Raw genomic sequence first — 20,345 nt, 5'->3', positions numbered from 1 at the left:
CCGACCCAGGAAAGGAATCCGCGATGACCCTCACCCCGCAGGCGGCCGGCCCCCGGCCCGAGGCACCCACCCCGTACCGCACCCACGAGGTCACCAACCAGGCTCCGCCCCGCACCGGCATCGACGAGTACGCCGCCAACCCGCCGCTCGTCCAGGCCGTGCAGGCCTTCGGCGCGGCCTGGCGCGAACCGGAGCTGCACGAGATCGGCGCCCTGGTCGGGTCCGAGCGGTTCCGGGCGAACGCCGAACTCGCCCATAGCTCCCCGCCCGTGCTGCGCACCCACGACCGCTACGGCAACCGCGTGGACGAGATCGACTTCCACCCCGCGTACCACGAGGTCATCGGCGCGGCGGTGGGCCACGGCACGCACACGGCGGGCTGGGCCGACCCCAGGCCCGGGGCGGCGGTGGCACGGGCTGCGGCGTTCATGCTGTTCGCCCAGGTCGAGCCCGGCCACGCCTGCCCGATCTCCATGTCCCATGCCGTGGTCCCGGTGCTGCGGCGCGATCCGGAGGTGGGGCGGGACTGGCTGCCGGGACTGCTGAGTCGCTCGTACGATCCCCGGCCGATCGCCCCCGCCGACAAGTCCGGGCTGACGTTCGGCATGGGGATGACCGAGAAGCAGGGCGGTTCCGACGTCCGCGCCAACACCACCCGGGCCGTGCCGATCGCCTCCGACCCCGAGGGCCGGGCCCATCTGCTCACCGGCCACAAGTGGTTCTTCTCCGCCCCGCAGTCGGACGCCTTCCTCGTACTGGCCCGGGCCGAGGCCGGGCTCACCTGCTTCCTCGTGCCGCGCGTGCTGGCCGACGGCACCCGCAACACCATCCGGGTCCAGCGGCTGAAGAACAAGCTGGGCAACAAGTCGAACGCCTCCTCCGAGGTCGAGTTCGACGACACCTGGGCGGTACGGATCGGTGAACCCGGGCACGGGGTCCGCACCATCATCGAGATGGTCAACCACACCCGTCTCGACTGCGTGCTGGGCACCACCGCGGGGATGCGCGAGTCGGTGTCCGAGGCGATCTGGCACGCCCGGCACCGCAGCGCGTTCGGCGCCCGGCTGGCCGACCAGCCCGCCATGACCTCGGTCCTGGCGGACCTGGCGCTGGAGACGGAGGCCGCGACCTGGACGTCGCTGCGCCTGGCCCACGCGTACGAGGCCGACAGCGGCGAGGACGAGGAGATGTTCCGGCGGCTGGCCACCGCGGTGTCCAAGTACTGGATCTGCAAGCGCGGCCCGCACCACGCCTATGAGGCGCTGGAGTGCCTGGGCGGCAACGGATACACGGAGGACTGGCCGCTGGCCCGGCGCTACCGCGAGCAGCCGGTGATGGCCGTGTGGGAGGGCTCGGGCAATGTCGTCGCCCTCGACGTGCTGCGCGGCATCGGCCGGACCCCACGGTCGCTGGACGCCTTCTGGGCCGAGCTGGAGACCACGTCCGGCGCCCATCCGGTGCTGGACGCGCACATCCACCGGCTGCGCCGGGAACTGGCGGACGACCTGCGCGATCCGCTCGCCGCGCAGACCCGCGCCCGGGCGACGGTCGAGGGCATGGCCCTGGCGCTGCAGTCCTCGCTGATGCTGCGTCACGCGCCCGCGGCCGGCGCCGAGGCGTTCGTCGCCGCCCGGCTCGGGGAGGAGCGCGGCCACCAGTACGGGGTGCTGCCGCGCGGCACCGACGCGGCGGCGATCGTCGAGCGGCACGCCGGCGCCGCCGTGTGAGGGGCCCGCGCACGTCCGGGCGGGCCGGGCGCCCGTCCGGCGGGGCGGGTTAGGTTGGCGGCCATGGAATCGAGAGCGCGCACGCTGTGGCAACGCACCGAACCGCTGCACGCGGTGATCTACTTCGACGAGGAGTGCCGGGGCATCGGCAGGTCCGTCGGCCTCAAGGGCTTCTGGATGGGGTACTTCGCCACCCGTACGGCCCCGATGGGGCCGGTCCGCCCGGAGACCGCGACCTCGGTCCTGGCCGTCTTCGCCCCCGGCATGGTGGCGCGGGCACTGCCCGCCTCGTGGAAGATCGTCGAACCCGGGGCGCTCGTCGATCTGCGCGCGCGGCTGGCCGCGCGGGCGCTGCGCGGGCTGGTGCCCGGTGTCGACGTCTTGGCCGGTCAGCTCGCCCCGTATCTCATGGCGATGGTGGAGGCCGCCTCGGACCTCGCCCGCCCCCTGTTCGCCGCGAACCGCCCGTTGTGCGACCGCGCCGACCCGGTGGAACGGCTCTGGCAACTGACCACCGCGCTACGGGAGTTCCGGGGCGACGCGCACGCCGCCGCGCTGGCCGACCACGGTCTGGACGCCCCGGAGGCGCTCGTGCTCGCCGCCGCCACCGGCCGGGTCCCGCGCGAGGGCATCCAGCTCGACCGGGGATGGAGCGACCCGGAGTGGGCGGACGCCGAGGAACGCCTGCGCTCGCGCGGCCTGATCGACGCGCACTCGGCCGTCACGGCCCGCGGGCGCGCCGAACGCGATCTGGTCGAGGACACCACCGACCGGCTGGCCGGCCGGCTGCTGGGCCCACTGGCCGAGAGCACGGCGGACGCGCTGCTGGCGGCGCTGGAGGCACCCGCCCGCCGGGTGGCGGACGCGCTGCTGCCGTTCCCGAACCCGATCGGTCTGCCCGCCTCCGACCAGGCCGCGTCCGGCTGAGCCCGGACGGGCGTCCACCGACGACGGTCCCACCGGGTGCCGGTGCATGCCGACCCGAGCCCGGCGCGCCGGGGCCGGGCTGCCGGGTGCGCACCGCCGCGCCCCAAAGGCCCGGGCTCAGGCCGTGGTGTCGGACCAGGCGTAGGGGGGCGCCACGGGTCCGCCGGCGGGTCCCGCGCCGACCGATTCCAGTTCCTCGTCGGCCGCCTTCATGAGCTGGGCGGCTACGTCCTTCATGGCGCGGCTCGCCGCGAGTTCGTCGCCGATGGCGGGGATGTCCACGTCCTGCGGATTGCAGCGGGCGACCCCGTGCCCGACGAGTCTCTCCGAGCCGGTGTCCAGCACCGCCTCGGCCCTGGTCGTGCCGTCCTCCTCGGTCAGGCCGACGTGGACGTTCCATTCCAGCGTGCGGGTCATCGCGCACCTCCTGCCGCCCCTCTCCTCAGCATCCACCCGACCGGGTCCGTCCGCGCGTTCCGGTCCGCCCCGCGCATACGGGTACGTCCCCGCTCCGCGCATACGGGTACGTCCCCGCTCCGCGCATACGGGTGCGTCCCCGCTCCGCGCGTCCGGGTGCGTTCCGCTCCCCCGGCTCGCCCTGCGGGAAGCACACCGCCGAAATAGGATGCGTGCGTCACTTCCACCGAGTGCGGAGCGCCTCATGAACCGGCGTCGTCCTCCCCGTTCGGCGAGCGCCGGCGAACTGCTCACCACTCTGCAACAGCTCACCTCGCGGGCGCGCCGTGAGGTGGAGCTGCACCGGGCACGGGTGGAACTCGCCGAGGCGCTGCAACGCGGCATGCTGCCCACGTCGCTGCCGGACCTTCCCGGACTGCGGACCGCCGCCCGCTACGCACCGGCCCGCAGCGGGCTGGACATCGGGGGCGACTGGTACGACGGTTTCGTGCTCCCCGACGGGGCACTGGCCTTCGCCGTCGGGGACGTCCAGGGGCATGACGTCGAGGCGGCGGCGTTCATGGGCCAGGTCCGCGTCGCGATGCGGGCGATGGCCGCCACGGCCTCGGACCCCGGGGAGATCGTGGGCCGGACCAACGACCTGCTGCTGTCCGTGGGCTCCGGCCTCTTCGCGACCTGTACGTTCGTCCGCCTCGACCCGGTCACCCGGGAGCTGTGCAGCGCCCGCGCCGGGCACGTGGCCGCCGTGTGGGCCACGGCGGACGGCCGTGCCGGGGTCACCTCCGACGAGGGCGGTCTGCCGCTGGGCATACGGGCGGGGGAACGGTACCCGGTCACCCGGCGGCGGCTGACCGCGCCCGGGGCGTTCGTCCTGCTCACGGACGGCGTGGTCGAGGGGCCCTCGATCCCTGTGGACGAGGGCCTGGCGGCCGTGGCGCGCCTGGTGTCCTCCCGGGTCGCCGCCGATGCCGGTGAGCTGGCCGACGCGGTCCTGCGCGCGGCGGACCGGACGGGGCACCGTGACGACGCGGCCGTCCTCGTTCTGCGCCACGGGGCCGCGCCCGGCCAGAACTGACGACCGGGCCGGGGCCGAGCGTGTCATGTTGCCGTCACCCATCGGGGTCGGTGTCTGATGAGGTGCGTGATCCGCAGCGAGAGAACCAGACGCACCGCCCGGGCCGTCCTGCAGGTCCTGGCGGTGGCCGCCGCCTACTACGCCGCCGGCGGCCTCGGACTGATCCCCGGGGTGTCCGTCCACGGCGCCGCCGTCACCCCGCTCTGGCCTCCGACGGGCATCGCGCTGAGCGCCCTGATCCAGCTGGGACCGCGGGTCTGGCCCGGCATCGCACTGGGTTCCCTCTGCGTCGTCTCCACGCTGGAGGACTCGATCTCGCTCCTCACCTGCGCCCTCGTGGCGGGCAACACCCTGGCCCCCCTCTGCTCGTACCTCATGCTGCGCAGAGCCGGTTTCCGCAGGGAGCTGGACCGGCTGCGGGACGGACTGGCACTGGTCCTCCCCGGCGCGCTGCTGGGCATGACCGTCAGCGCGACGGTGGGCGCCTCCGTGCTCGTGCTGGACGGCGATCTCCCTGCGCACGGATTCTGGCCGGTCTGGACGGCCTGGTGGTCGGGGGACGCGATGGGGGTGCTGGTCGTCACCCCGCTGCTGCTGGTGCTGCGCGGGGCGCGGGTGCCCCGGCTCACCGACCGGTGGATCGAGGCGGGCGCGCTGGCGGTGGTGACCGTGGCGGTCTCGTGGGTGGCCACCAGGAGTTCGCTGGAGATGATCTACCTCGTCTTCCCGCTGCTCGTCTGGGCGGCGCTGAGGTTCCGGCTGGCGGGCAGCGCGCCGTGCGCGTTCCTCGTGTCGGTGATGGCCGCGATCGCGGGGACGCAGGGCGTGGGTCCGTTCGAGGGCCACAGCGTCCTCCATGTCATGGTCAACCTGGCCCTGCTCAATGGTTCCGTGGCCCTGACCGCACTGCTGCTCGCCGCCGTGGTCACCGAGCAGGGCAACATCCGCCTGAGGATCGAGCACGCCTGCGAGGAGCTGGCCGAGGTGGTGGACCGGCTGGCGCCGGGAAGAACGGCGGCGGCCTGGCCGTCCCGGGCCGAGGACGAGGCCGGGGGACGCTGAACCGGACCTCCGGCCCGAACGGCGGCCAAGACCTTCCGCCCGGACCGTGTCCCACCGGACCGCCCGGCCCCGTGAGACACCGGGAGAAGGCCGCGGCCCGCCGGGGCGGTCTCCCGGGACGCGCCGGTTGATGGGACCATGCGACAGATCACGGACAGATCCGCACGCCGACAGGCCCGATATCCCCCACATAAGAGCAGATGACCACAGAGCCAGAGATCCGGCACGGAACGGGACGAGTCCCGAGTCGGTGCGGATGTCTGAACTTCACCGGAACTCCAGCGAAATGGCACGTGTGTGGATATCGTGCACCGGGCGAGGGCGCATCCGTCGGTCCACAGGATCGGCCGATGCGCCCCCTTCATGACGATGCGACTGTGACTGGGGGGTTCATGGGGCATGTCGAGTTATCGGATTCGGACCGGCCGAAATCCGCGCGGGGGTGGGGGACGCCTCGCCCACGGACTGCCGCGTCCCGGCCGCACGGCACGGAGTTCGACGCCCTGCGGCAGGCGTCGGCCGTTCCCCGTGAGCGGCCTTCCCCGGCCGCGGCGAGGATGTGGCGGACCGGCCGCCGCGTACCCGCTCTCGTCGGGGCCGAGCTTCTCGGGCTCGGGGTCCCGGCGTGGTGGGTACTGCGCGCCGGCGGACAGCCGGGGGCCGTGGTGGCGGCGGGCGTGGCCGCGCTCGCGTGGGCCTGTGTGCGGGCCGCGCGCGGCCGGTACGCGGACGACCGTTCCGCAGGGAGCTCTTCGCGTCCGCTGAGCACGGTCGGCGACTGGCTGCTTCTGGTCGGCGTGCTCGCCGTGTTGCAGACCATGGCCGGCGACCCCGTCGATCCGATGGACGGTCTCGTGGCGCTGCTGCCCGGTCTGCCGGTGGGCGCGGCGCTGCGGTGGCTGCCCCGCGCGGGGCGGCGTCGGCGGTCCGTGCGCAGAGTGCTCGTGGTCGGCGAGAACCCGGGGGTGGAGCGTGCGGTCCGGCTGCTCGGTTCCCGCCCCGGCCACCCCTACGCGGTCGTGGCCGCCGTACCGGTGGGGGCCGCGCCGCTGGAGTGCGGGGTCCGGGTGGCCGGGCGGCTCGCCCCGGAACCCGCCGGGGACGACGCTTCGACGGTCCTGGGCGCGGCCTTCGCCCATGACGCGGACCTCGCCCTGGTCGCTCCCGGTGCGCATCTCTCCGAGGAGCGGCTGTGCCGCCTCTTCTGGGGACTGCACGACGGCGGGCTCCCGCTGTCCGTGCTGTCGGAACTGTCGGGCATCGCGGCCGAACGGGTGCGGCCCGCCGCCGCGGCCGGGCTGACCCTGCTGCACATCGCCCCGCCCCTGCGCCGGGGCCCGCAGATGCTCCTGAAGACAGCCCTGGACCGTGCGGGCGCGGCGCTCGGGCTGCTGCTCCTCGCGCCCGTGCTGCTCCTGATCGGAGCGGCGGTGCGCCTGGGCTCGGACGGTCCGGCGTTCCACCGGCAGATCCGCCAGGGGCTCCACAACCGCCCGTTCACGATGTGGAAGTTCCGCACGATGGTGGTGGATGCCGAACGCCACAAGCGTCTGCTGACGGCGGCGAACGACAGCGACGGCCCGATGTTCAAGATGCGGCGGGACCCGCGGGTGACCGGCATCGGCCGTCTGCTGCGCCGCACGTCGCTCGACGAGCTGCCGCAGCTGGTCAATGTGCTGCGGGGCGACATGTCGCTGGTGGGTCCGCGTCCCCCGTTGCCGGACGAGGTGTCCCGCTACGACGACCGCGAGCTGAGACGGCTCGCGGTCCGGCCGGGACTGACCGGGCTGTGGCAGGTCAGCGGGCGCTCGGACCTGTCCTGGCAGGAGACCGTCTCGCTGGACCTGTGGTACGTCGACAACTGGTCGCCGGCCACCGATCTGGGGCTCATGGCCCGGACGCTGCGCGCCGTCGCCGACGGGCGCGGTGCCTACTGAGGGCGGGCGACGATGCGCGGATCACGGAACCACCGGCGGCGCGGCCGACCGCTCCAGCCACCAGGCGTAGGTGCCGGCGATGCCGTCGCGCAGCGGGATCCGGGGGGTGAATCCCAGGGCGGCGAGCCGGGTGACGTCGAGCAGCTTGCGCGGGGTCCCGTCGGGCTTCGAGGTGTCCCATTCGACCGCGCCCCGATACCCCGTCACCTCCTTGACGAGCTCGGCCAGTTCGCCGATGGACAGGTCCTCGCCGCACCCGATGTTCACGGGCTCCTCGCCGTCGTAGCGCTCCAGCAGCAGAAGGCAGGCGGCGGCCAGATCGTCGACGTGCAGGAACTCACGGCGGGGCCGGCCCGATCCCCAGAGCGTGACCGCGGGCGCGCCGTCCCGTCGCGCCTCGTGGAACCGGCGGATCAGCGCGGGCAGGACGTGCGAGGTCTCCAGGTCGAAGTTGTCACCGGGCCCGTAGAGGTTGGTGGGCATGGCGCTGATGTACGAGGCGCCGTACTGCCTGCGGTAGGAACGGACCTGCACGACACCGGCGATCTTGGCCAGTGCGTACGCCTCGTTCGTCGGCTCCAACGGGCCGGTGAGCAGGGCGCTCTCGGGAATGGGCTGCGGGGCGAGCCGGGGGTAGATGCAGGACGAGCCGAGCAGGAGCAGCCGCTCGACCCCGGCGGCGTGCGCCCCGGAGACGACGCTCAGCTGGATGCGCAGGTTGTCCTCGAGGAACTGCACCGGGTAGGTGTCGTTGGCCATGATCCCCCCGACCCGGGCGGCGGCCAGCACCACGGCGTCCGGGCGCGCCTCGCGGAGGAACGCAAGCGTCCGTTCGGCGTCGCGCAGGTCGAGGAGGCCGCGGTCACGGGTGATCACCTCGTGTCCGGCGGCGGTGAGGCGGCGCAGCACCGCCGAGCCGACCAGACCCCGGTGGCCCGCGACGAACACACGGGCGCCGGGGCGCAGCAGGGGGCGGACGGGTTCCTGGGGCGGGCCGGGTAAATCAGTCGTCATGTCTCGGATTGTGCCAGCGGCCACGGGACAGAGTGACGTCGTACGCGGATCTCCCGTCGTGGAGCGCCGGCGCGGGACGGGCGGGAGACGGGTCGGGAGGCATCGGTTGGGACCAACAGCCCATCGGGCGGAAGACATTGGGGGGATTCATGGCGAAGACCGCGCTCATCACGGGTGTGACGGGACAGGACGGTTCCTATCTGTCCGAGTTGCTGCTCGACAAGGGGTACACGGTCCATGGGCTGATACGCCGGTCGTCGAGCTTCAACACGGAGCGGATCGACCACATCTACCAGGGCCCGCAGGAGCCGGACCGCTCGTTCGTGCTGCACCACGCCGACCTGGCCGACGGGGTGGCGCTGGTGAACCTGCTGCGGGACATCCGCCCGGACGAGGTCTACAACCTGGGTGCGCAGTCGCACGTGCGGGTCTCGTTCGACGCCCCGCTGTACACGGGGGACATCACCGCTCTGGGCACCATGCGACTGCTGGAGGCCGTGCGCGCCGGCGGGATCGACACCCGGATCTATCAGGCGTCGTCGTCCGAGATGTTCGGCGCCAGCCCGCCGCCGCAGAACGAGCGGACGCCGTTCCATCCGCGCAGCCCGTACGGCGTGGCGAAGGTCTACTCGTACTGGGCGACCGTCAACTACCGTGAGGCGTATGGCATGTTCGCGGTCAACGGGATCCTCTTCAACCACGAGTCCCCACGCCGCGGCGAGACCTTCGTGACCCGGAAGATCACACGAGCGGTGGCGCGGATCAAGGCGGGCCTGCAGACCCGACTGCATCTCGGCAATCTCGACGCGGTACGCGACTGGGGCTACGCCCCCGAGTACGTGGACGCGATGTGGCGGATGCTCCAGCGCGACACCCCGGACGACTACGTCGTGGCGACCGGGGAGGGCGTCAGCGTCCGGCTGTTCCTGGAGCACGCCTTCGCGCACGCGGGTCTGGACTGGCGCGAGCACGTCCGCCACGACGCCAAGTACGAGCGGCCGAGCGAGGTCGACGCGCTGATCGGTGACGCCGCGAAGGCCGAGGAGCTGCTGGGCTGGAAACCGGCCGTGCGGGCGCGTGAACTCGCCGCGATCATGGTCGACGCCGACATCCGCCTGCTCTCCGACCAGCTCGCCGGGACGACCGTGCGGGTGGACCGATGAGCCGCCCGGTCCCCTCCGCGCACCCCGCCCCCAGCCCTCCGGCGGGGACCGGCACCACCCCCACCCACTCCCCCGCACCCGCGACGGGGCGGCCCGTCCCCGTCACACCGCCGGGCGGGACAGGAGCCGCGGCCCCCGGGCCGCGGACCGTTCTCACTCTCGGAGCTGAATGATGAACCCAACCACGCGGCGCGAACCCACCGGACGCCGCCGCCGGGCGCGAGCCGCGGCCGGTGCGCTGTGCCTGCTCGCCGGGGCGCTGACCGCCACCGCGTCCGGGGCCTCCCCGGTCTCGGCCCTGACGCCACCGGTCGCCCTGACGGCGGACGATCTCACCACCTGGCAGACCAACGGCATCGTCTGGTCGATGGCGGCCTCGGACGCCGGGGTCGTCTACGCCGGCGGGACCTTCTCCAGTGTCCGGCCGCCGGGCGCGGCCGCGGGCACCTCCGAGCAACCGGCGCTTAACTTCGCGGCGTTCGACGCCGCGACCGGTGAACCGACCGGCTGCGCACTGTCGTTCACCCTCTCGTCGGGGACGGCGACCGTACGGGCGCTCGCGCTCTCCCCGGACCAGAAGACCCTGTACGTCGGCGGGCAGTTCGGGGCGGTGAGCGGGGTCGGGGTGAGCAACATCGCGGCGATCGACACGGCGACGTGCACCCCGCGCCAGGACTTCAAGGTGTCCGTCACCGCGACGGTACGGGCCCTGGCCGTCACCTCGGACACGGTCTACCTGGCCGGCGACTTCAACAAGGTCGCGGGGCAGACCCGGAACAAGTTCGCCGCGGTCACCACGGGCGCCGTCCTCAAGGCGTGGAAGGCGGACGCGGACGATGTGGGACGGGCCGTGGAACTCACCCCCGACGGCAGGCGCGTCCTGCTCGGCGGCAACTTCTTCAAGGTCAACGGCACCACCTCGCACGCCCTGGCGGTCGTGGACGCCACCACCGGGTCCGTCGTCAAGGGCTACCCGGCCGGGTTCATCCCCGACACCTCCACGGTGCAGGACATCACCACCGACGCGACGGGCTTCTACACCGCCAACGAGGGAACCGGCGGGGGTGTGTTCGACGGCCGGATCGCGCTGAACCTCGGCGACTTCGCACAGCGCTGGCGGGACACCTGCCTGGGGGCGACACAGGCCGTGCTCGTCCACGAGGGAGTGCTGTACAGCGGGAGTCACGCCCACGACTGCGCCAGTATGGGCGGGTTCCCTGACCAGCCGCGCAGACATCTGCTGGCCCAGTCCGTGAACGACCCGAAGCTGCTGCCCTGGTTCCCGGACACCAATGACGGCATCGGGGAGCCGGTCGGGCCGCGGGTGATGGCACAGACCGACAAGGGCGGCCACCACTACCTGTGGGTGGGTGGCGAGTTCACCACCGTCAACGGGGTCCGCCAGCAGGGCCTGACCCGGTTCGCCGACGGCCCGGACACCGGGGCCCCGTGGGTGCCCAACGTCAGCCTGTCCACGGTCGTCCCGGGGAAGATCGAGGTCAACTGGCAGACGAGCTTCGACGCCGACGACGGGGAGCTCACCTACCGGATCTACAAGGACGGCGCCGCCACCCCGGTGCACACCACGACGGGGTACTCGCTGTTCTGGGACCGCCCGCAACTGAGGTGGACCGACACGGACGTCGCCCCCGGCGAGACGCACTCGTACCGGATCAGCGCGAGCGACGGCACCAACACCAGCGCCAAGTCGCCGGCCCTGTCGGCGACCGTGACCGCCACCGCCCAGAAGTACCCCGCCAGGGTCCTGTCCGACGGCGCATCGCTGTACTGGCGCTACGACGAGGGCACGTCGACCTTCGCCGCCGACACCGGCTCCGGGCGGAACAACGGCTTCCTGCGCAACTCCCCCGCCTACCGGCAGACGCCCGCCGCGATCGCCGGTCCCTCGACCGCGATCGGCTTCAACGGAACGAACCAGTACGCGTACAGCAACAAGCGCCACGCCCACCCGGCCAGGTTCTCGGTCGAGACCTGGATCAGGACGACGACCGCCAAGGGCGGGAGGATCATCGGCTTCGGCAACGTGACCATGCAGAACAGCACCCAGTTCGACAAGCACGTGTACATGCGCGACGACGGTCGCCTCGTCTTCGGCGTCTACAACGGCGGGGCCAGGACCATCACCACGCCCGCCGCCTACAACAACGGTGCCTGGCACCACATCGTCGCCACCCAGGGGACCGGTGGCATGGCCCTGTACGTGGACGGCAAGCTCCGCGCCTCCAACACCTCCTACACCGTCAACCAGAACTACAGCGGCTACTGGCGCGTGGGCGGCGACAACCTGAACAACTGGCCGGGCAGGCCGACGAGCAACTTCTTCGCCGGGCAGGTCGACGAGACCGCCGTCTACCCGACCGCGCTGAGCGCCTCGACGGTCGGTGCCCACTACGCGCTGAGGACGGGCTGATGGCGCATCCGTTCCGCACCGGCGCCGCCGCCGTCGTCCTGGCGGCGGCGCTGGCCGCCTGCGGCTCGTCCTCCTCCGGGCGGGAGACGGCGGGCACCCCCGCACCGCCGGTGTCACGGCCCCCCGTCACCGCCCCGCCGGCCGGACCCGCGGCCCCCGCGGCCCCCGTTCCGCGGACCGCGCCGGACGAGGAGCAGCCGAAGCTGCCCGCCGCCGAACTCACCCCGGCCACGGGTTCGTTCACCGAGAAGGAGAAGGAGTACCTGACCGACCGGGTGCCCCGGGGCATGGACCCGGCGGCCGTGCTGCAGACCGGCCAGGAGACCTGCGACCGGCTGACGTTCCTGGTGAAGGCCGACCGGGACACCGCCGTCGGCGCCATCGTGACCGGCGAGATCGCCGACGCCGAACCGGCCGTCGAGCACCTGTGCGTCCGCCACCGCGATCTGCTGCGGGAGGCCGGGCGCGGATACGCGGACGGCACGTACGAGGGCCAAGAGGTCCGGCCGGGCCGCTACCGGGGCGTCTCCCCCACCGACTCCTGCACCTGGCAGATCACCGGCGACGACGGCAGGGCCCTGGCATCGGGCTCCACCACCGGCGGGAAGCCGGCCCGGATCACCGTCCCGGAGGCGGCCCGCGCCTTCGTCTCCACCGGCTGCTACGCCTGGCTGCCCGAAGGAGGGGCCGGATGACGAAGCTGCCGATCGCCGTGGCGATCCCGACGAAGAACGAGGCGCTGAACATCGCCGAGGCCGTGCGGTCGGTCATCGAACACTTCGAGGCGGTCGTCGTCGTCGACTCGCACAGCACCGACGACACGGCGAAGATCGCCGCCGGGAGCGGCGCCGAGGTGATCACGTACACCTGGGACGGGGGCCATCCGCGCAAGAAGCAGTGGTGCCTGGACCACGTCCGCACGGACCTCGACTGGATCCTGCTGCTCGACGGCGACGAGCGGATCAGCCCCGGTCTGCTGGCCGAACTGCGGCGGGAGTTCGCCGATCCGGGGGCGCCGAGACCGGCGGCGTACGACATCCCGCTCGGCTACTGGTTCTCCGGGAAACGTCTGCGGCACGGCTACACCATCCGCAAACGCTCGCTGACCGACCGCACCCGCTGCCACTACCCGGAGGTCGGGGATCTCGACGCGCCGGGCATCGGCGAGGTGGAGGGCCACTACCAGCCGGTGGCCGCATCGGTCGGGGCGCTGCGCCATCCGATCGAGCACCAGGATCTCGACCCGGTGACCGCCTGGTTCGAGCGGCACAACCGCTACTCCGACTGGGAGGCGTGGCTGGAGCACCACCCCGACGTCAAGGAGCAGGTGCGCAGGGTGAAGTCGCGCCAGGGTCAGCTGTTCCACAAGGCACCGTTCAAGCCGCTGGTGTCGTTCGCGTACATGTACGTCTACCGGCGGGGGTTCCTGGACGGGCGGGCGGGGTTCGACTTCGCGTTGGCGATGAGCTTCTACCGCTGGCAGATCGGGCTCAAGTCCCGTGAGAGGAGGGCGACCTGACGCCGCGTGCCCTCCCGCGGACCACGTCCTCGTAGGTCCGCCGGAGGGCACGGGTCACCGCCTCGATGGTGAAGTGCTCCTCGACCAGTCGCCGGGCGGCCAGACCGGCCCGTGCGCCGGTCCCGGGTTCGAGGAGTTCGAGGATCGCGCCGGCGACCTTCGACGCGTTCTCCGCGTCCTCGCCGACCCGGCTGTCGATCACCCGGCCGGCCCCGGCCCGTGCCACGTCGGGGGCGAGGCCGCAGGTGCGGGTGATGACGACAGGGGTGCCCACCGACATCGCCTCCAGGACGGAGACGCCCAACGGCTCCTCGATCGACGGCAGTACATAGACATCGGCCCGCCGGTCCGCCGTCAGGACCTCCTCGTGGTCGAGCGGCCCGACGTGGTCGAGGGAGCCCGTCACCCCGAGTTCGCGGGCGAGTTCGAGGGTCTCGGGCAGTGCGCCGGTGTCGGGCCCGGCCAGCACGAACCGGGCGTCGGGATGGACGGCCAGGACCTCCGGCATGGCGGCGACGAAGTCCTGCGGCCGTTTGCGCTGCTGGATCCGCGCCAGGAACAGGACCGTCGGCGGGCTGCCCGGCTCGCGGGCGGGCTTGTGCTCCTGCGGCCGGACGCCGTTGACCAGCCGCACGCTCCGGGCGGGCGGCACGGGCGCGGCCACCGCGTTCACGTCGAGGCGTTCCGCCTCGGTGAGATGCAGCACCGCGTCCGCCCGGCGCAGCACCCTGCGCACCCCCAGCAGGTCGGTCAGCCGGGCGACGGGGTTCTCGGTCGGGTCGACCATGCCGTGCGTCTGGACGACCAGGGGCGTGCCGGACGCGAGGGCGAGCAGGGCGACGGGCAGGGTCACCAGGTCACGCATCAGATGCACATGGACGAGATCGGCGCCGCGCATCATGCGTCGGGCCGCGAGCAGCAGCGCACCGGAGGTGATCCCGCTGACCTCGTACCTCGGCAGCACGTGGCGCGCCCGGAAGAGGTGGACCGGCACCCCCTCGACCTCGCGCGGCAGCCGGCCCGTGAAGCCGTCGCCCAGGGCCATGACGCGGGCGTCGTCCCCTCGGGCCCGCTGGGTCTTCGAGAGGTTGAGCGCCACCCTGGTCGGCCCGCCGAAGGCGTGGTCCGGGGTGTGCAGTGTGACGACGTGCAGGATCCTCACCAGGCCCCCCAAGACCTCGGCCGACCCGTCACAGGTTAGTCGCCGGGACTTCCCAAGTGGGTTGATTCGTTAGAGTGTTCACAGGTCGGTGGAACGGGGAGCCCATGACGTCGGTGCGCGGGACGGCGCCGTCCGCACCCGTGCCGGGGAGCGGTCCCCGGAATCGGCCTCGGGCGAATCCCATGTCGTGGGCGATGCTGTCGCGCGCCCTGGCCGTCCCGCTCATCCTCGCCCTGGTGTGCTTCCTGCCGGCGGTGATCGCCGCCCAGCCGGGCAGCGGTGTCCGGGACACCGCGTACTGGTTGCAGCTCGTGCTGACGTGTTACGCGGGCACTCGGCTCGCCACCATGATCCTGTCCACCCGGCGGCGACTGCTGCAGGGCGTGTTCTGGATGTTCGTGTACATCGCGATGGGGGTGGCACCGTTCGCGCAGGCGGTCATCGGGCAGACCCCCACGCCGCTGGTCGGCCCGCGCTCCGATCTGGTGACGGCCGTCGCCCTGGTCCTGGTCGGCTGTGCCGCGTTCGACCTCGGGGCACTGCTGGCGTCCCGGCGTCCGCTGCGCGAGCGGGACCCGGGCCGTCCCGGCCGGGGCCCGTCCTCCGCGCACCGGGCGCGGCTCGGGCTGCTGGTGCTGCTGGCCTTCGCGGCGAGCGGGTACTACGTCGTGAAACTGGGCGGGCCCGCGATCTTCTTCACCAGCCGACAGGAGATCAGCGCGTCGGTCGCGGTCAGCGGTGTCGGGTCCGAGGGATCCAACGTGGGTTCGGCGTTCCTCAAGGGCTTCGGCACGGTGCCCGCGCTGCTCGCGCTGCTCCTGTACACCCGTCGGCTGGTGACCTCGCGCCGGGCCCGGCGCTCCCCGTCGACGGTGCTGGTGTGGGGGGCGCTGGCGGTTGTCAACGTGATCGTCAACAACCCCGTTTCCAATGCCCGTTACTGGTTCCTGACCGTGCTGGTCTCGCTGTTGTTCACCGCGTTCCCGAGGAGCGCGGCGATGTACCGGACGGTGCTGGCGCTGGGGGTGGCCGGGGCGCTGGTGCTGTTCCCGTACGCGGACCGGTTCCGCTACGAGGGCGCGGGCTACCGGCCGGTCGAGTCGTCGTCGATGTTCGAGCCGCTGGCGACGAAGGACTACGACCAGACGGTGATGGTCGCCAACACCGTCACCTGGGTCGGCACCCGGGGCCACACCTACGGGCGGCAACTGGCGGGCTCCGCGCTGTTCTTCGTGCCCCGCTCGGTGTGGAGCGACAAGCCCGAGGACACCGGGGTGCGGGTCGGTCAGTGGATGGGGATGAACATGACCAACCTGTCGGCGCCGCTCTGGGCCGAGCTCTGGGTCGATTTCGGCGCCCCGGGCATGGCCGGGGCGTTCGCGCTGATCGGGTACGCCGCGGCGCGCACCGACCGGCGTTACGCGCGCGCGGTCTCCCGGGCCGGGCCCGGCAGTGTGACGGCCGTCGTCGTGCCGCTGGTCGCCGGGTACACGTTCATCCTGTTGCGCGGCCCGCTGCTGCAGGCGATGGGCAAACCGGCGATCGCGGTGCTCTGTCTGCTGCTGGTCACGGCCCTCGGTGGCCGGGCCGGGCGGCGTCCGCACTGAGGGGCACCGGGGGCGCGGCGGCGCGGCGCCGCAGGCGCGCCACCCCGGTCCAGGTGGCCGCCGCCTTGCAGACGGATCCCAGGCACAGGCCCCAGGCCGCACCCGGCATCCCGCCGAGCGCGTAACCGGCGGCGAGGAGCACGACGGAGACGAGCGAGAACACCACCTGGACGGGGAGGGTGGTGCGGGGGTCGAGCGTCCGCAGGGCCAGCAGCCCGCAGGTGCCGACGGCCATCGCCGCGTACTGGCTGCCGGTCGCCGGGAGCAGCGCGGCCGCCGTGGGCCAGGTGTCGCCGAGCAGCGAGCGGCCGGCCCCTTCGGGCAGCAGGGCGAGCCCGGCGGCCCAGAGCGCGGCCGTCGCGGCGAGCACGGAGGCGAGCGTCGCCGTGGCGCGGACCCGGTGGCGCGCGGAGGGAAGCCGCCCTAGCAGGGGCGGGCCGAAACCGGTGGCGGAGGTGAACAGCACGTTCAACGGCCCGAAGAGGGTGGTGGCGCCGCGCAGGGCACCGACGACCAGCGGGTCGCCGACCGCGCCGAGTCCGAGCACGGACAGCTGGCTCGTGGCGTTGCCCACCCCGAACTCCACCACGAAGCGGCGCCCGAGGTGGCCGCGCCGCAGCAGGTCGCCCGGGTGCAGCGGCGTTCCGGCCGTCGCGCGGTGCAGCAGCGCGGCCGAGAGCAGCAGGGCGGGCAGTGCGGACAGGCCCCAGACCAGGACGAGCCGACCGGCCGGGGTGCCGGGCGGCTGTACGGCCAGCGCGCCGAGCACCCCGGCCAGTCGGAGGGTGTCGCAGGCGAGCGCGAGATGCGGCAGGTGCAGGGTGGAGAAGGCGTAGCGCGTGGCGTCCTGTCCGAGCACCACCGGCAGGACCAGCCCCAGCACCGCCAGGGTCCGGGGAGTGGCACCCGGCAGCGCCAGGCAGACGGCGGCGAGCGGGAGGCCGAGCGCGGCGGCGGCGAGCAGGGTGAAGGCGACGGCCGACCGGCACGCGCCGCGCACCTCGTCGCCCTCGCCGCGCCGCAGCACCAGCGGCTGTCCGGTGTGGGCGCCGGACACGCCGAGCAGTACCGTGAAGACGAGGTAGACCGCCGAGAAGCGGGCGAACTCGGCGGCGGTGGAGAGCCGGGCGGCCGCGACCAGTACCAGGATGTTGGTGAGTGCCGCCACGCCCTGGTCCGCGACCGAGCAGACGATCGCGGTACGTGCCCTCATCCGCGTCCCGCGGTGGGGTCGACGGCGCGCAGCCCGAGCGTCTCGGCCGGGTCGCCGGTGTGCTCGGGGCCGCCGCGGCCGTGGCGCTCGCCCCGGCCCGGTGAGGTGCCGTACCGTTCGCCCGTCGTGCGGCGCCGGGCGACCTTCTCGCGGGTCCGGCGTTCGCGGCGGCCCCGGGCGGGGTGCAGCAGGGCACCGAGGACGGTGCCGCCGGCCGCTTCGACGATCTCGCGGATCCGTTCCAGGTCGCTGCGGTGGACCTCCCGCGCGTCGCAGACCGCCAGGACGCCCGGCACCCGGTCGATCAGGGCGACGGCGTCGGCGTACGACAGCACGGGCGGGGCCGACACGATGACGACGGCGCCCGGCCGGTCCGCCTCGTCGGCGATCCGGCCCACCGGAACGGAGGTCAGGGCGCGCGCCACGTTGTCCGTGCGTCGGCCCGCCACCAGGGTGAAGGCGCCCGACCCCGGCACGTCCACGTTCATCCGGCTGTCCGACGGCCAGGGCAGTGGGCCCCGCGTCATCCGGCCGCTGCCCGGGCCCCGCACGGCCGGGCCCAGGGCCGCGGCCAGGGAGGGGGTGCGCAGATCCGCTTCGAGCAGGATGACGTCCCGGCCCATCTCGGCGAAGGCGGCCGCCAGGTTGGCCGCGGCGGCCGCCGCCGCGCCGCCGTCCCCGCGCGGTGCCGCGACCAGGAGCCTGCGGCGCTGGGCGAACGAGGGGTCGTAGGCGAGCCGGAAGGCGACCGCCCGGTACTCCTCGGCGAGCCGGCTCCCGCCGCCGCCGATGGCGAGCGGGGTGCCGGACGAGGTCCGTTCCCTGGGCAGGGTGCCGAGCAGGGGGGCGCCGAGGGAGCGGACGAGTTCCCGGGTGGAGCGCACGGCCGGGTCGAAGACCAGGCGCACCCAGGACAGCAGCAGTCCGAGGGCGAGCCCGACGACACCGCCGAGTCCGAGCAGCAGGGGCAGCCCGGCACCGCTGGGCCCGGTGGGTTCGGCGGGCTTCTTCGTCAGATAGCCGGGGGTGGTGTCCAGGGCGCGCAGCTCGGAGATCTTCCGGTTGAGTTCGGAGATCGTCACCAGGAGGCCGGCCCGGGCGTTGGCCGCCTCGCCGCTGCCGCCGGCCTGCCCGGCGAGCTGGTCGCGCTGTTCGGTGAGCGGTTCGAGCTGGGCGCGGTAGCCGTCGACCATGTTGGCGATGCTGTTCTCGGTGCGCTGCCGGCGGATCTCCAGATAGGCGTCGGCGAGCGCCTGGGCCCGCGCCCGGGCCAGGGCGGGGGTGCGGCCGGTGTAGGCGAAGCGGAGCACGAGGGTGTTCGGCGGGTTGGTGACCTGGAGGCCCTTCAGCAGCGGCCCGACCTCGACCGGGTCGCCGCTCCGGGCGAGGGTCTTGGCGGCCAGGGTGCCCACGGTGTCGCTGACCGCGGTCTGCCGTTCGGAGCCGATGTTGATCCCCTTGTCGGCGGAGGCTCCCGCCGCGAAGGGGTCCGAGGTGGCGGAGCGCACGACCACCTCGCCGGTCGAGGCGTAGCTCTTCTCGCCGCTCAGGGCGAGCCATCCGCCGCCGAGCAGCCCGGCGGCCACCCCGGTGGCCAGCAGTGCCCGGTAGCGCAGGAGCTGGCGGAACTGGTCCCTCAGCAGCGCGGGTTCGTCCTGGTCCTCCAGGGCGCGGATCGGATGGGTCATCGGTGCTCTCTCCCTTGTGCGTCCGCGAGGGCCTCGGTGAGCAGGGCGTCGAAGCGGGCCAGGGCGGCCTCCCGGCCCAGGTGCCGGGCGACGTACTGCGGCCCGTTGGCGCCGAGGGCGGCGGCCTCGGCGGGCGCCTCGACGAGTTTGCGTACGGCCGAGAGCAGCGCGCCGGGGTCCTCGGGGGCGACGAGGACGCCCGCGCCCGACCGCTGGATCTCCTGCGCGGTGCCTCCCCCGCCAGCGACCGAGGCGACGACCGGGCGGCCGGCGACGAAGTAGGAGGTGAGCTTGGACGGGACGCTCATGTCGAGCACGGACGCCCGCTGGGTCACGGCGAGGACGTCGGCGGCGGCGAGGACGTCGGTGAACTCGCGGGCGTCGGCGGGTGGCAGGAAGTCGATGTTGCGCAGGCCCGCCGCGCGCCGTCGCAGTGCCTCGCGCCTGCTCCCGTCGCCCATGAGGACGACGCGGACGTCCGGAGCGATGCGCGCCGCGTCGACGAGGACCTCCAGGCCCTGTTTGAGACCCATGTTGCCGGAGTGCAGGACGACGGGGGTGCCCTCGTCCCAGCCGAGCCGCGCCCGGGTGACCCGGCGCTCGGCCCTGGGCGCCGGTACGTGCGACCAGTTGGGGACGACGCGGATGCGTCCGGTGTCGACGCCGTACCCGGCGACGCGCGGGACGAAGCTCTCGTGGATGACCCCGACGAGGGCGGCGCGGCGCAGCGCGTGGCGTTCGGCCGCCGAGGCGACGGCCGCGGCCCGGCCCCCGCCCCTGATCCCGCTCTGTTCGGCCGCGGCCCCCATCAGGTCCTGCACGACCGGCAGGTACGGGACGCGGTGGCGGCGGGCCAGCCGGGCCCCGAGGACACCGCCCGCGAGGCTGGGCATCTGGGAGACCACCGCGTCCGGCGGGCGCGGGACGGACGGCGGCAGCAGGCCGTGGGCCAGCACCGACGCCTCGAACGCACCTCTGCGCAGGGCGGTCTGACGGGGCGGCACATAGTGTCTGCGTCGATGGACGACGACCCCGGCCCGCCGCTCGGTGACCCGCCACACGCCGCGGTAGTCCTCCTCGGTCCGCCACGACGGGTAGTGCGGCATCCCGGTCAGCACATGGGTCTCGGCGCCGGACGCGGCCCAGTGCTCGGCGAGCTGCGCGGCGTAGGGGCCGATGCCCGTCACCTCCGGCGCGTAGTTCGTCGAGACGACCAGCAGGGTGCGGCCCTCGAACGGATGGTGACGGCCGGCTTCGGACATGGTTGTTCGCCTCCCCCCGGGGAACAGTCCCCTGCGGAACAGCCCCAAAAGCGAGCTTATCCGTTCACGAGATGAGCAACTGATCCTCGCAGTAAGGTCGTTGCACCATCAGCACCGACCGCCGAAGTCCCGCGGCACCGG

The 20,345-nt window shown here is 73.4% G+C and carries 16 protein-coding genes; 10 read left to right on the top strand and 6 right to left on the bottom strand.

The window, feature by feature from the left end:
• Positions 1-23 precede the first annotated feature (23 nt).
• A complete protein-coding gene (locus tag AMK22_RS17125; RefSeq protein WP_073785912.1) occupies positions 24-1,727 on the top strand; it encodes an acyl-CoA dehydrogenase family protein in 1,704 nt (567 codons plus the stop codon).
• Positions 1,728-1,790: 63 nt separating this feature from the next.
• A complete protein-coding gene (locus AMK22_RS17120) occupies positions 1,791-2,654 on the top strand; it encodes an SCO6745 family protein (protein ID WP_073785910.1) in 864 nt (287 codons plus the stop codon).
• Positions 2,655-2,771: 117 nt separating this feature from the next.
• On the opposite strand, the gene AMK22_RS17115 is transcribed toward AMK22_RS17120, so the two are convergent.
• Positions 2,772-3,071 carry a DUF1876 domain-containing protein gene (locus tag AMK22_RS17115; RefSeq protein ID WP_073785908.1) on the bottom strand — a complete coding sequence of 100 codons (300 nt, stop codon included), beginning with the start codon at positions 3,069-3,071 and terminating at the stop codon, positions 2,772-2,774.
• A gap of 244 nt (positions 3,072-3,315) precedes the next feature.
• On the opposite strand from AMK22_RS17115, the gene AMK22_RS17110 reads away from it, so the two are divergent.
• The 3 genes from AMK22_RS17110 (at position 3,316) to AMK22_RS17100 (ending at position 7,145) form a co-directional block, all read left to right on the top strand.
• Positions 3,316-4,146 (top strand): PP2C family protein-serine/threonine phosphatase, encoded by an 831-nt coding sequence (locus AMK22_RS17110; RefSeq protein ID WP_073785906.1) that lies wholly within the window; start codon positions 3,316-3,318, stop codon positions 4,144-4,146.
• A 66-nt stretch (positions 4,147-4,212) separates the two neighbouring features.
• Positions 4,213-5,208, top strand: a complete 996-nt coding sequence (locus tag AMK22_RS17105) for an MASE1 domain-containing protein (RefSeq protein WP_073785904.1) — start codon at positions 4,213-4,215, stop codon at positions 5,206-5,208.
• A gap of 392 nt (positions 5,209-5,600) precedes the next feature.
• Entirely contained in the window at positions 5,601-7,145 is a 1,545-nt protein-coding gene (locus AMK22_RS17100; RefSeq protein ID WP_073785902.1) for a sugar transferase, read from the top strand.
• A 21-nt stretch (positions 7,146-7,166) separates the two neighbouring features.
• On the opposite strand, the gene AMK22_RS17095 is transcribed toward AMK22_RS17100, so the two are convergent.
• Entirely contained in the window at positions 7,167-8,159 is a 993-nt protein-coding gene (locus AMK22_RS17095) for a GDP-L-fucose synthase family protein (RefSeq protein WP_073785900.1), read from the bottom strand.
• A 149-nt stretch (positions 8,160-8,308) separates the two neighbouring features.
• Between AMK22_RS17095 and gmd the strand changes: the two genes are divergently transcribed.
• The 4 genes from gmd to AMK22_RS17075 all read left to right on the top strand — a co-directional run bounded on the left by gmd (position 8,309) and on the right by AMK22_RS17075 (position 13,272).
• Positions 8,309-9,322: a GDP-mannose 4,6-dehydratase gene (gene gmd, locus AMK22_RS17090; RefSeq protein WP_073785898.1), complete on the top strand. Its 1,014-nt coding sequence runs from the start codon at positions 8,309-8,311 to the stop codon at positions 9,320-9,322.
• 172 nt (positions 9,323-9,494) lie between these two features.
• Positions 9,495-11,753: a LamG-like jellyroll fold domain-containing protein gene (locus tag AMK22_RS17085; RefSeq protein WP_443333297.1), complete on the top strand. Its 2,259-nt coding sequence runs from the start codon at positions 9,495-9,497 to the stop codon at positions 11,751-11,753.
• Entirely contained in the window at positions 11,753-12,448 is a 696-nt protein-coding gene (locus AMK22_RS17080) for a hypothetical protein (protein WP_073785894.1), read from the top strand. The genes AMK22_RS17085 and AMK22_RS17080 overlap by 1 nt, the downstream gene beginning before the upstream one ends.
• Positions 12,445-13,272 carry a glycosyltransferase family 2 protein gene (locus AMK22_RS17075; protein ID WP_073785892.1) on the top strand — a complete coding sequence of 276 codons (828 nt, stop codon included), beginning with the start codon at positions 12,445-12,447 and terminating at the stop codon, positions 13,270-13,272. Before AMK22_RS17080 ends, AMK22_RS17075 begins: the two co-directional genes overlap by 4 nt.
• Here the strand turns inward: AMK22_RS17075 and AMK22_RS17070 are convergent.
• A complete protein-coding gene (locus AMK22_RS17070) occupies positions 13,244-14,434 on the bottom strand; it encodes a glycosyltransferase (RefSeq protein ID WP_073785890.1) in 1,191 nt (396 codons plus the stop codon). The genes AMK22_RS17075 and AMK22_RS17070 overlap by 29 nt on opposite strands.
• Positions 14,435-14,538: 104 nt before the next feature.
• Between AMK22_RS17070 and AMK22_RS17065 the strand changes: the two genes are divergently transcribed.
• A complete protein-coding gene (locus AMK22_RS17065; protein ID WP_073785888.1) occupies positions 14,539-16,041 on the top strand; it encodes a hypothetical protein in 1,503 nt (500 codons plus the stop codon).
• Here AMK22_RS17065 and AMK22_RS17060 read toward each other — a convergent pair.
• From AMK22_RS17060 to AMK22_RS17050, 3 genes are read right to left on the bottom strand one after another with little or no spacing between them, the layout of a single operon-like run.
• Positions 16,001-17,254, bottom strand: a complete 1,254-nt coding sequence (locus AMK22_RS17060) for a hypothetical protein (RefSeq protein ID WP_073785886.1) — start codon at positions 17,252-17,254, stop codon at positions 16,001-16,003. The two genes, AMK22_RS17065 and AMK22_RS17060, sit on opposite strands and share 41 nt — an antisense overlap.
• Positions 17,251-18,942 carry a lipopolysaccharide biosynthesis protein gene (locus AMK22_RS17055; RefSeq protein ID WP_073785884.1) on the bottom strand — a complete coding sequence of 564 codons (1,692 nt, stop codon included), beginning with the start codon at positions 18,940-18,942 and terminating at the stop codon, positions 17,251-17,253. Before AMK22_RS17055 ends, AMK22_RS17060 begins: the two co-directional genes overlap by 4 nt.
• Positions 18,939-20,204 carry a glycosyltransferase gene (locus AMK22_RS17050; RefSeq protein ID WP_073785882.1) on the bottom strand — a complete coding sequence of 422 codons (1,266 nt, stop codon included), beginning with the start codon at positions 20,202-20,204 and terminating at the stop codon, positions 18,939-18,941. Before AMK22_RS17050 ends, AMK22_RS17055 begins: the two co-directional genes overlap by 4 nt.
• Between the last annotated feature and the right edge of the window lie 141 nt (positions 20,205-20,345).

Origin of the sequence: Streptomyces sp. CB01580 (genome assembly GCF_001905795.1) — a bacterium.
Taxonomy (GTDB): domain Bacteria; phylum Actinomycetota; class Actinomycetes; order Streptomycetales; family Streptomycetaceae; genus Streptomyces.
This window is presented reverse-complemented; position numbering and strand designations above follow the sequence as displayed.

What these genes read in the sequence shown, in the direction of transcription:
- AMK22_RS17125 (WP_073785912.1), top strand. Translation starts at nt 24, where the DNA reads ATGACCCTCACCCCGCAGGCGGCCGGCCCCCGGCCCGAGGCACCCACC.
- AMK22_RS17120 (WP_073785910.1), top strand. Translation starts at nt 1,791, where the DNA reads ATGGAATCGAGAGCGCGCACGCTGTGGCAACGCACCGAACCGCTGCAC.
- AMK22_RS17115 (WP_073785908.1), bottom strand. Translation starts at nt 3,071, where the DNA reads ATGACCCGCACGCTGGAATGGAACGTCCACGTCGGCCTGACCGAGGAG.
- AMK22_RS17110 (WP_073785906.1), top strand. Translation starts at nt 3,316, where the DNA reads ATGAACCGGCGTCGTCCTCCCCGTTCGGCGAGCGCCGGCGAACTGCTC.
- AMK22_RS17100 (WP_073785902.1), top strand. Translation starts at nt 5,601, where the DNA reads ATGGGGCATGTCGAGTTATCGGATTCGGACCGGCCGAAATCCGCGCGG.
- AMK22_RS17095 (WP_073785900.1), bottom strand. Translation starts at nt 8,159, where the DNA reads ATGACGACTGATTTACCCGGCCCGCCCCAGGAACCCGTCCGCCCCCTG.
- gmd (WP_073785898.1), top strand. Translation starts at nt 8,309, where the DNA reads ATGGCGAAGACCGCGCTCATCACGGGTGTGACGGGACAGGACGGTTCC.
- AMK22_RS17085 (WP_443333297.1), top strand. Translation starts at nt 9,495, where the DNA reads ATGAACCCAACCACGCGGCGCGAACCCACCGGACGCCGCCGCCGGGCG.
- AMK22_RS17080 (WP_073785894.1), top strand. Translation starts at nt 11,753, where the DNA reads ATGGCGCATCCGTTCCGCACCGGCGCCGCCGCCGTCGTCCTGGCGGCG.
- AMK22_RS17075 (WP_073785892.1), top strand. Translation starts at nt 12,445, where the DNA reads ATGACGAAGCTGCCGATCGCCGTGGCGATCCCGACGAAGAACGAGGCG.
- AMK22_RS17065 (WP_073785888.1), top strand. Translation starts at nt 14,539, where the DNA reads ATGACGTCGGTGCGCGGGACGGCGCCGTCCGCACCCGTGCCGGGGAGC.
- AMK22_RS17060 (WP_073785886.1), bottom strand. Translation starts at nt 17,254, where the DNA reads ATGAGGGCACGTACCGCGATCGTCTGCTCGGTCGCGGACCAGGGCGTG.
- AMK22_RS17055 (WP_073785884.1), bottom strand. Translation starts at nt 18,942, where the DNA reads ATGACCCATCCGATCCGCGCCCTGGAGGACCAGGACGAACCCGCGCTG.
- AMK22_RS17050 (WP_073785882.1), bottom strand. Translation starts at nt 20,204, where the DNA reads ATGTCCGAAGCCGGCCGTCACCATCCGTTCGAGGGCCGCACCCTGCTG.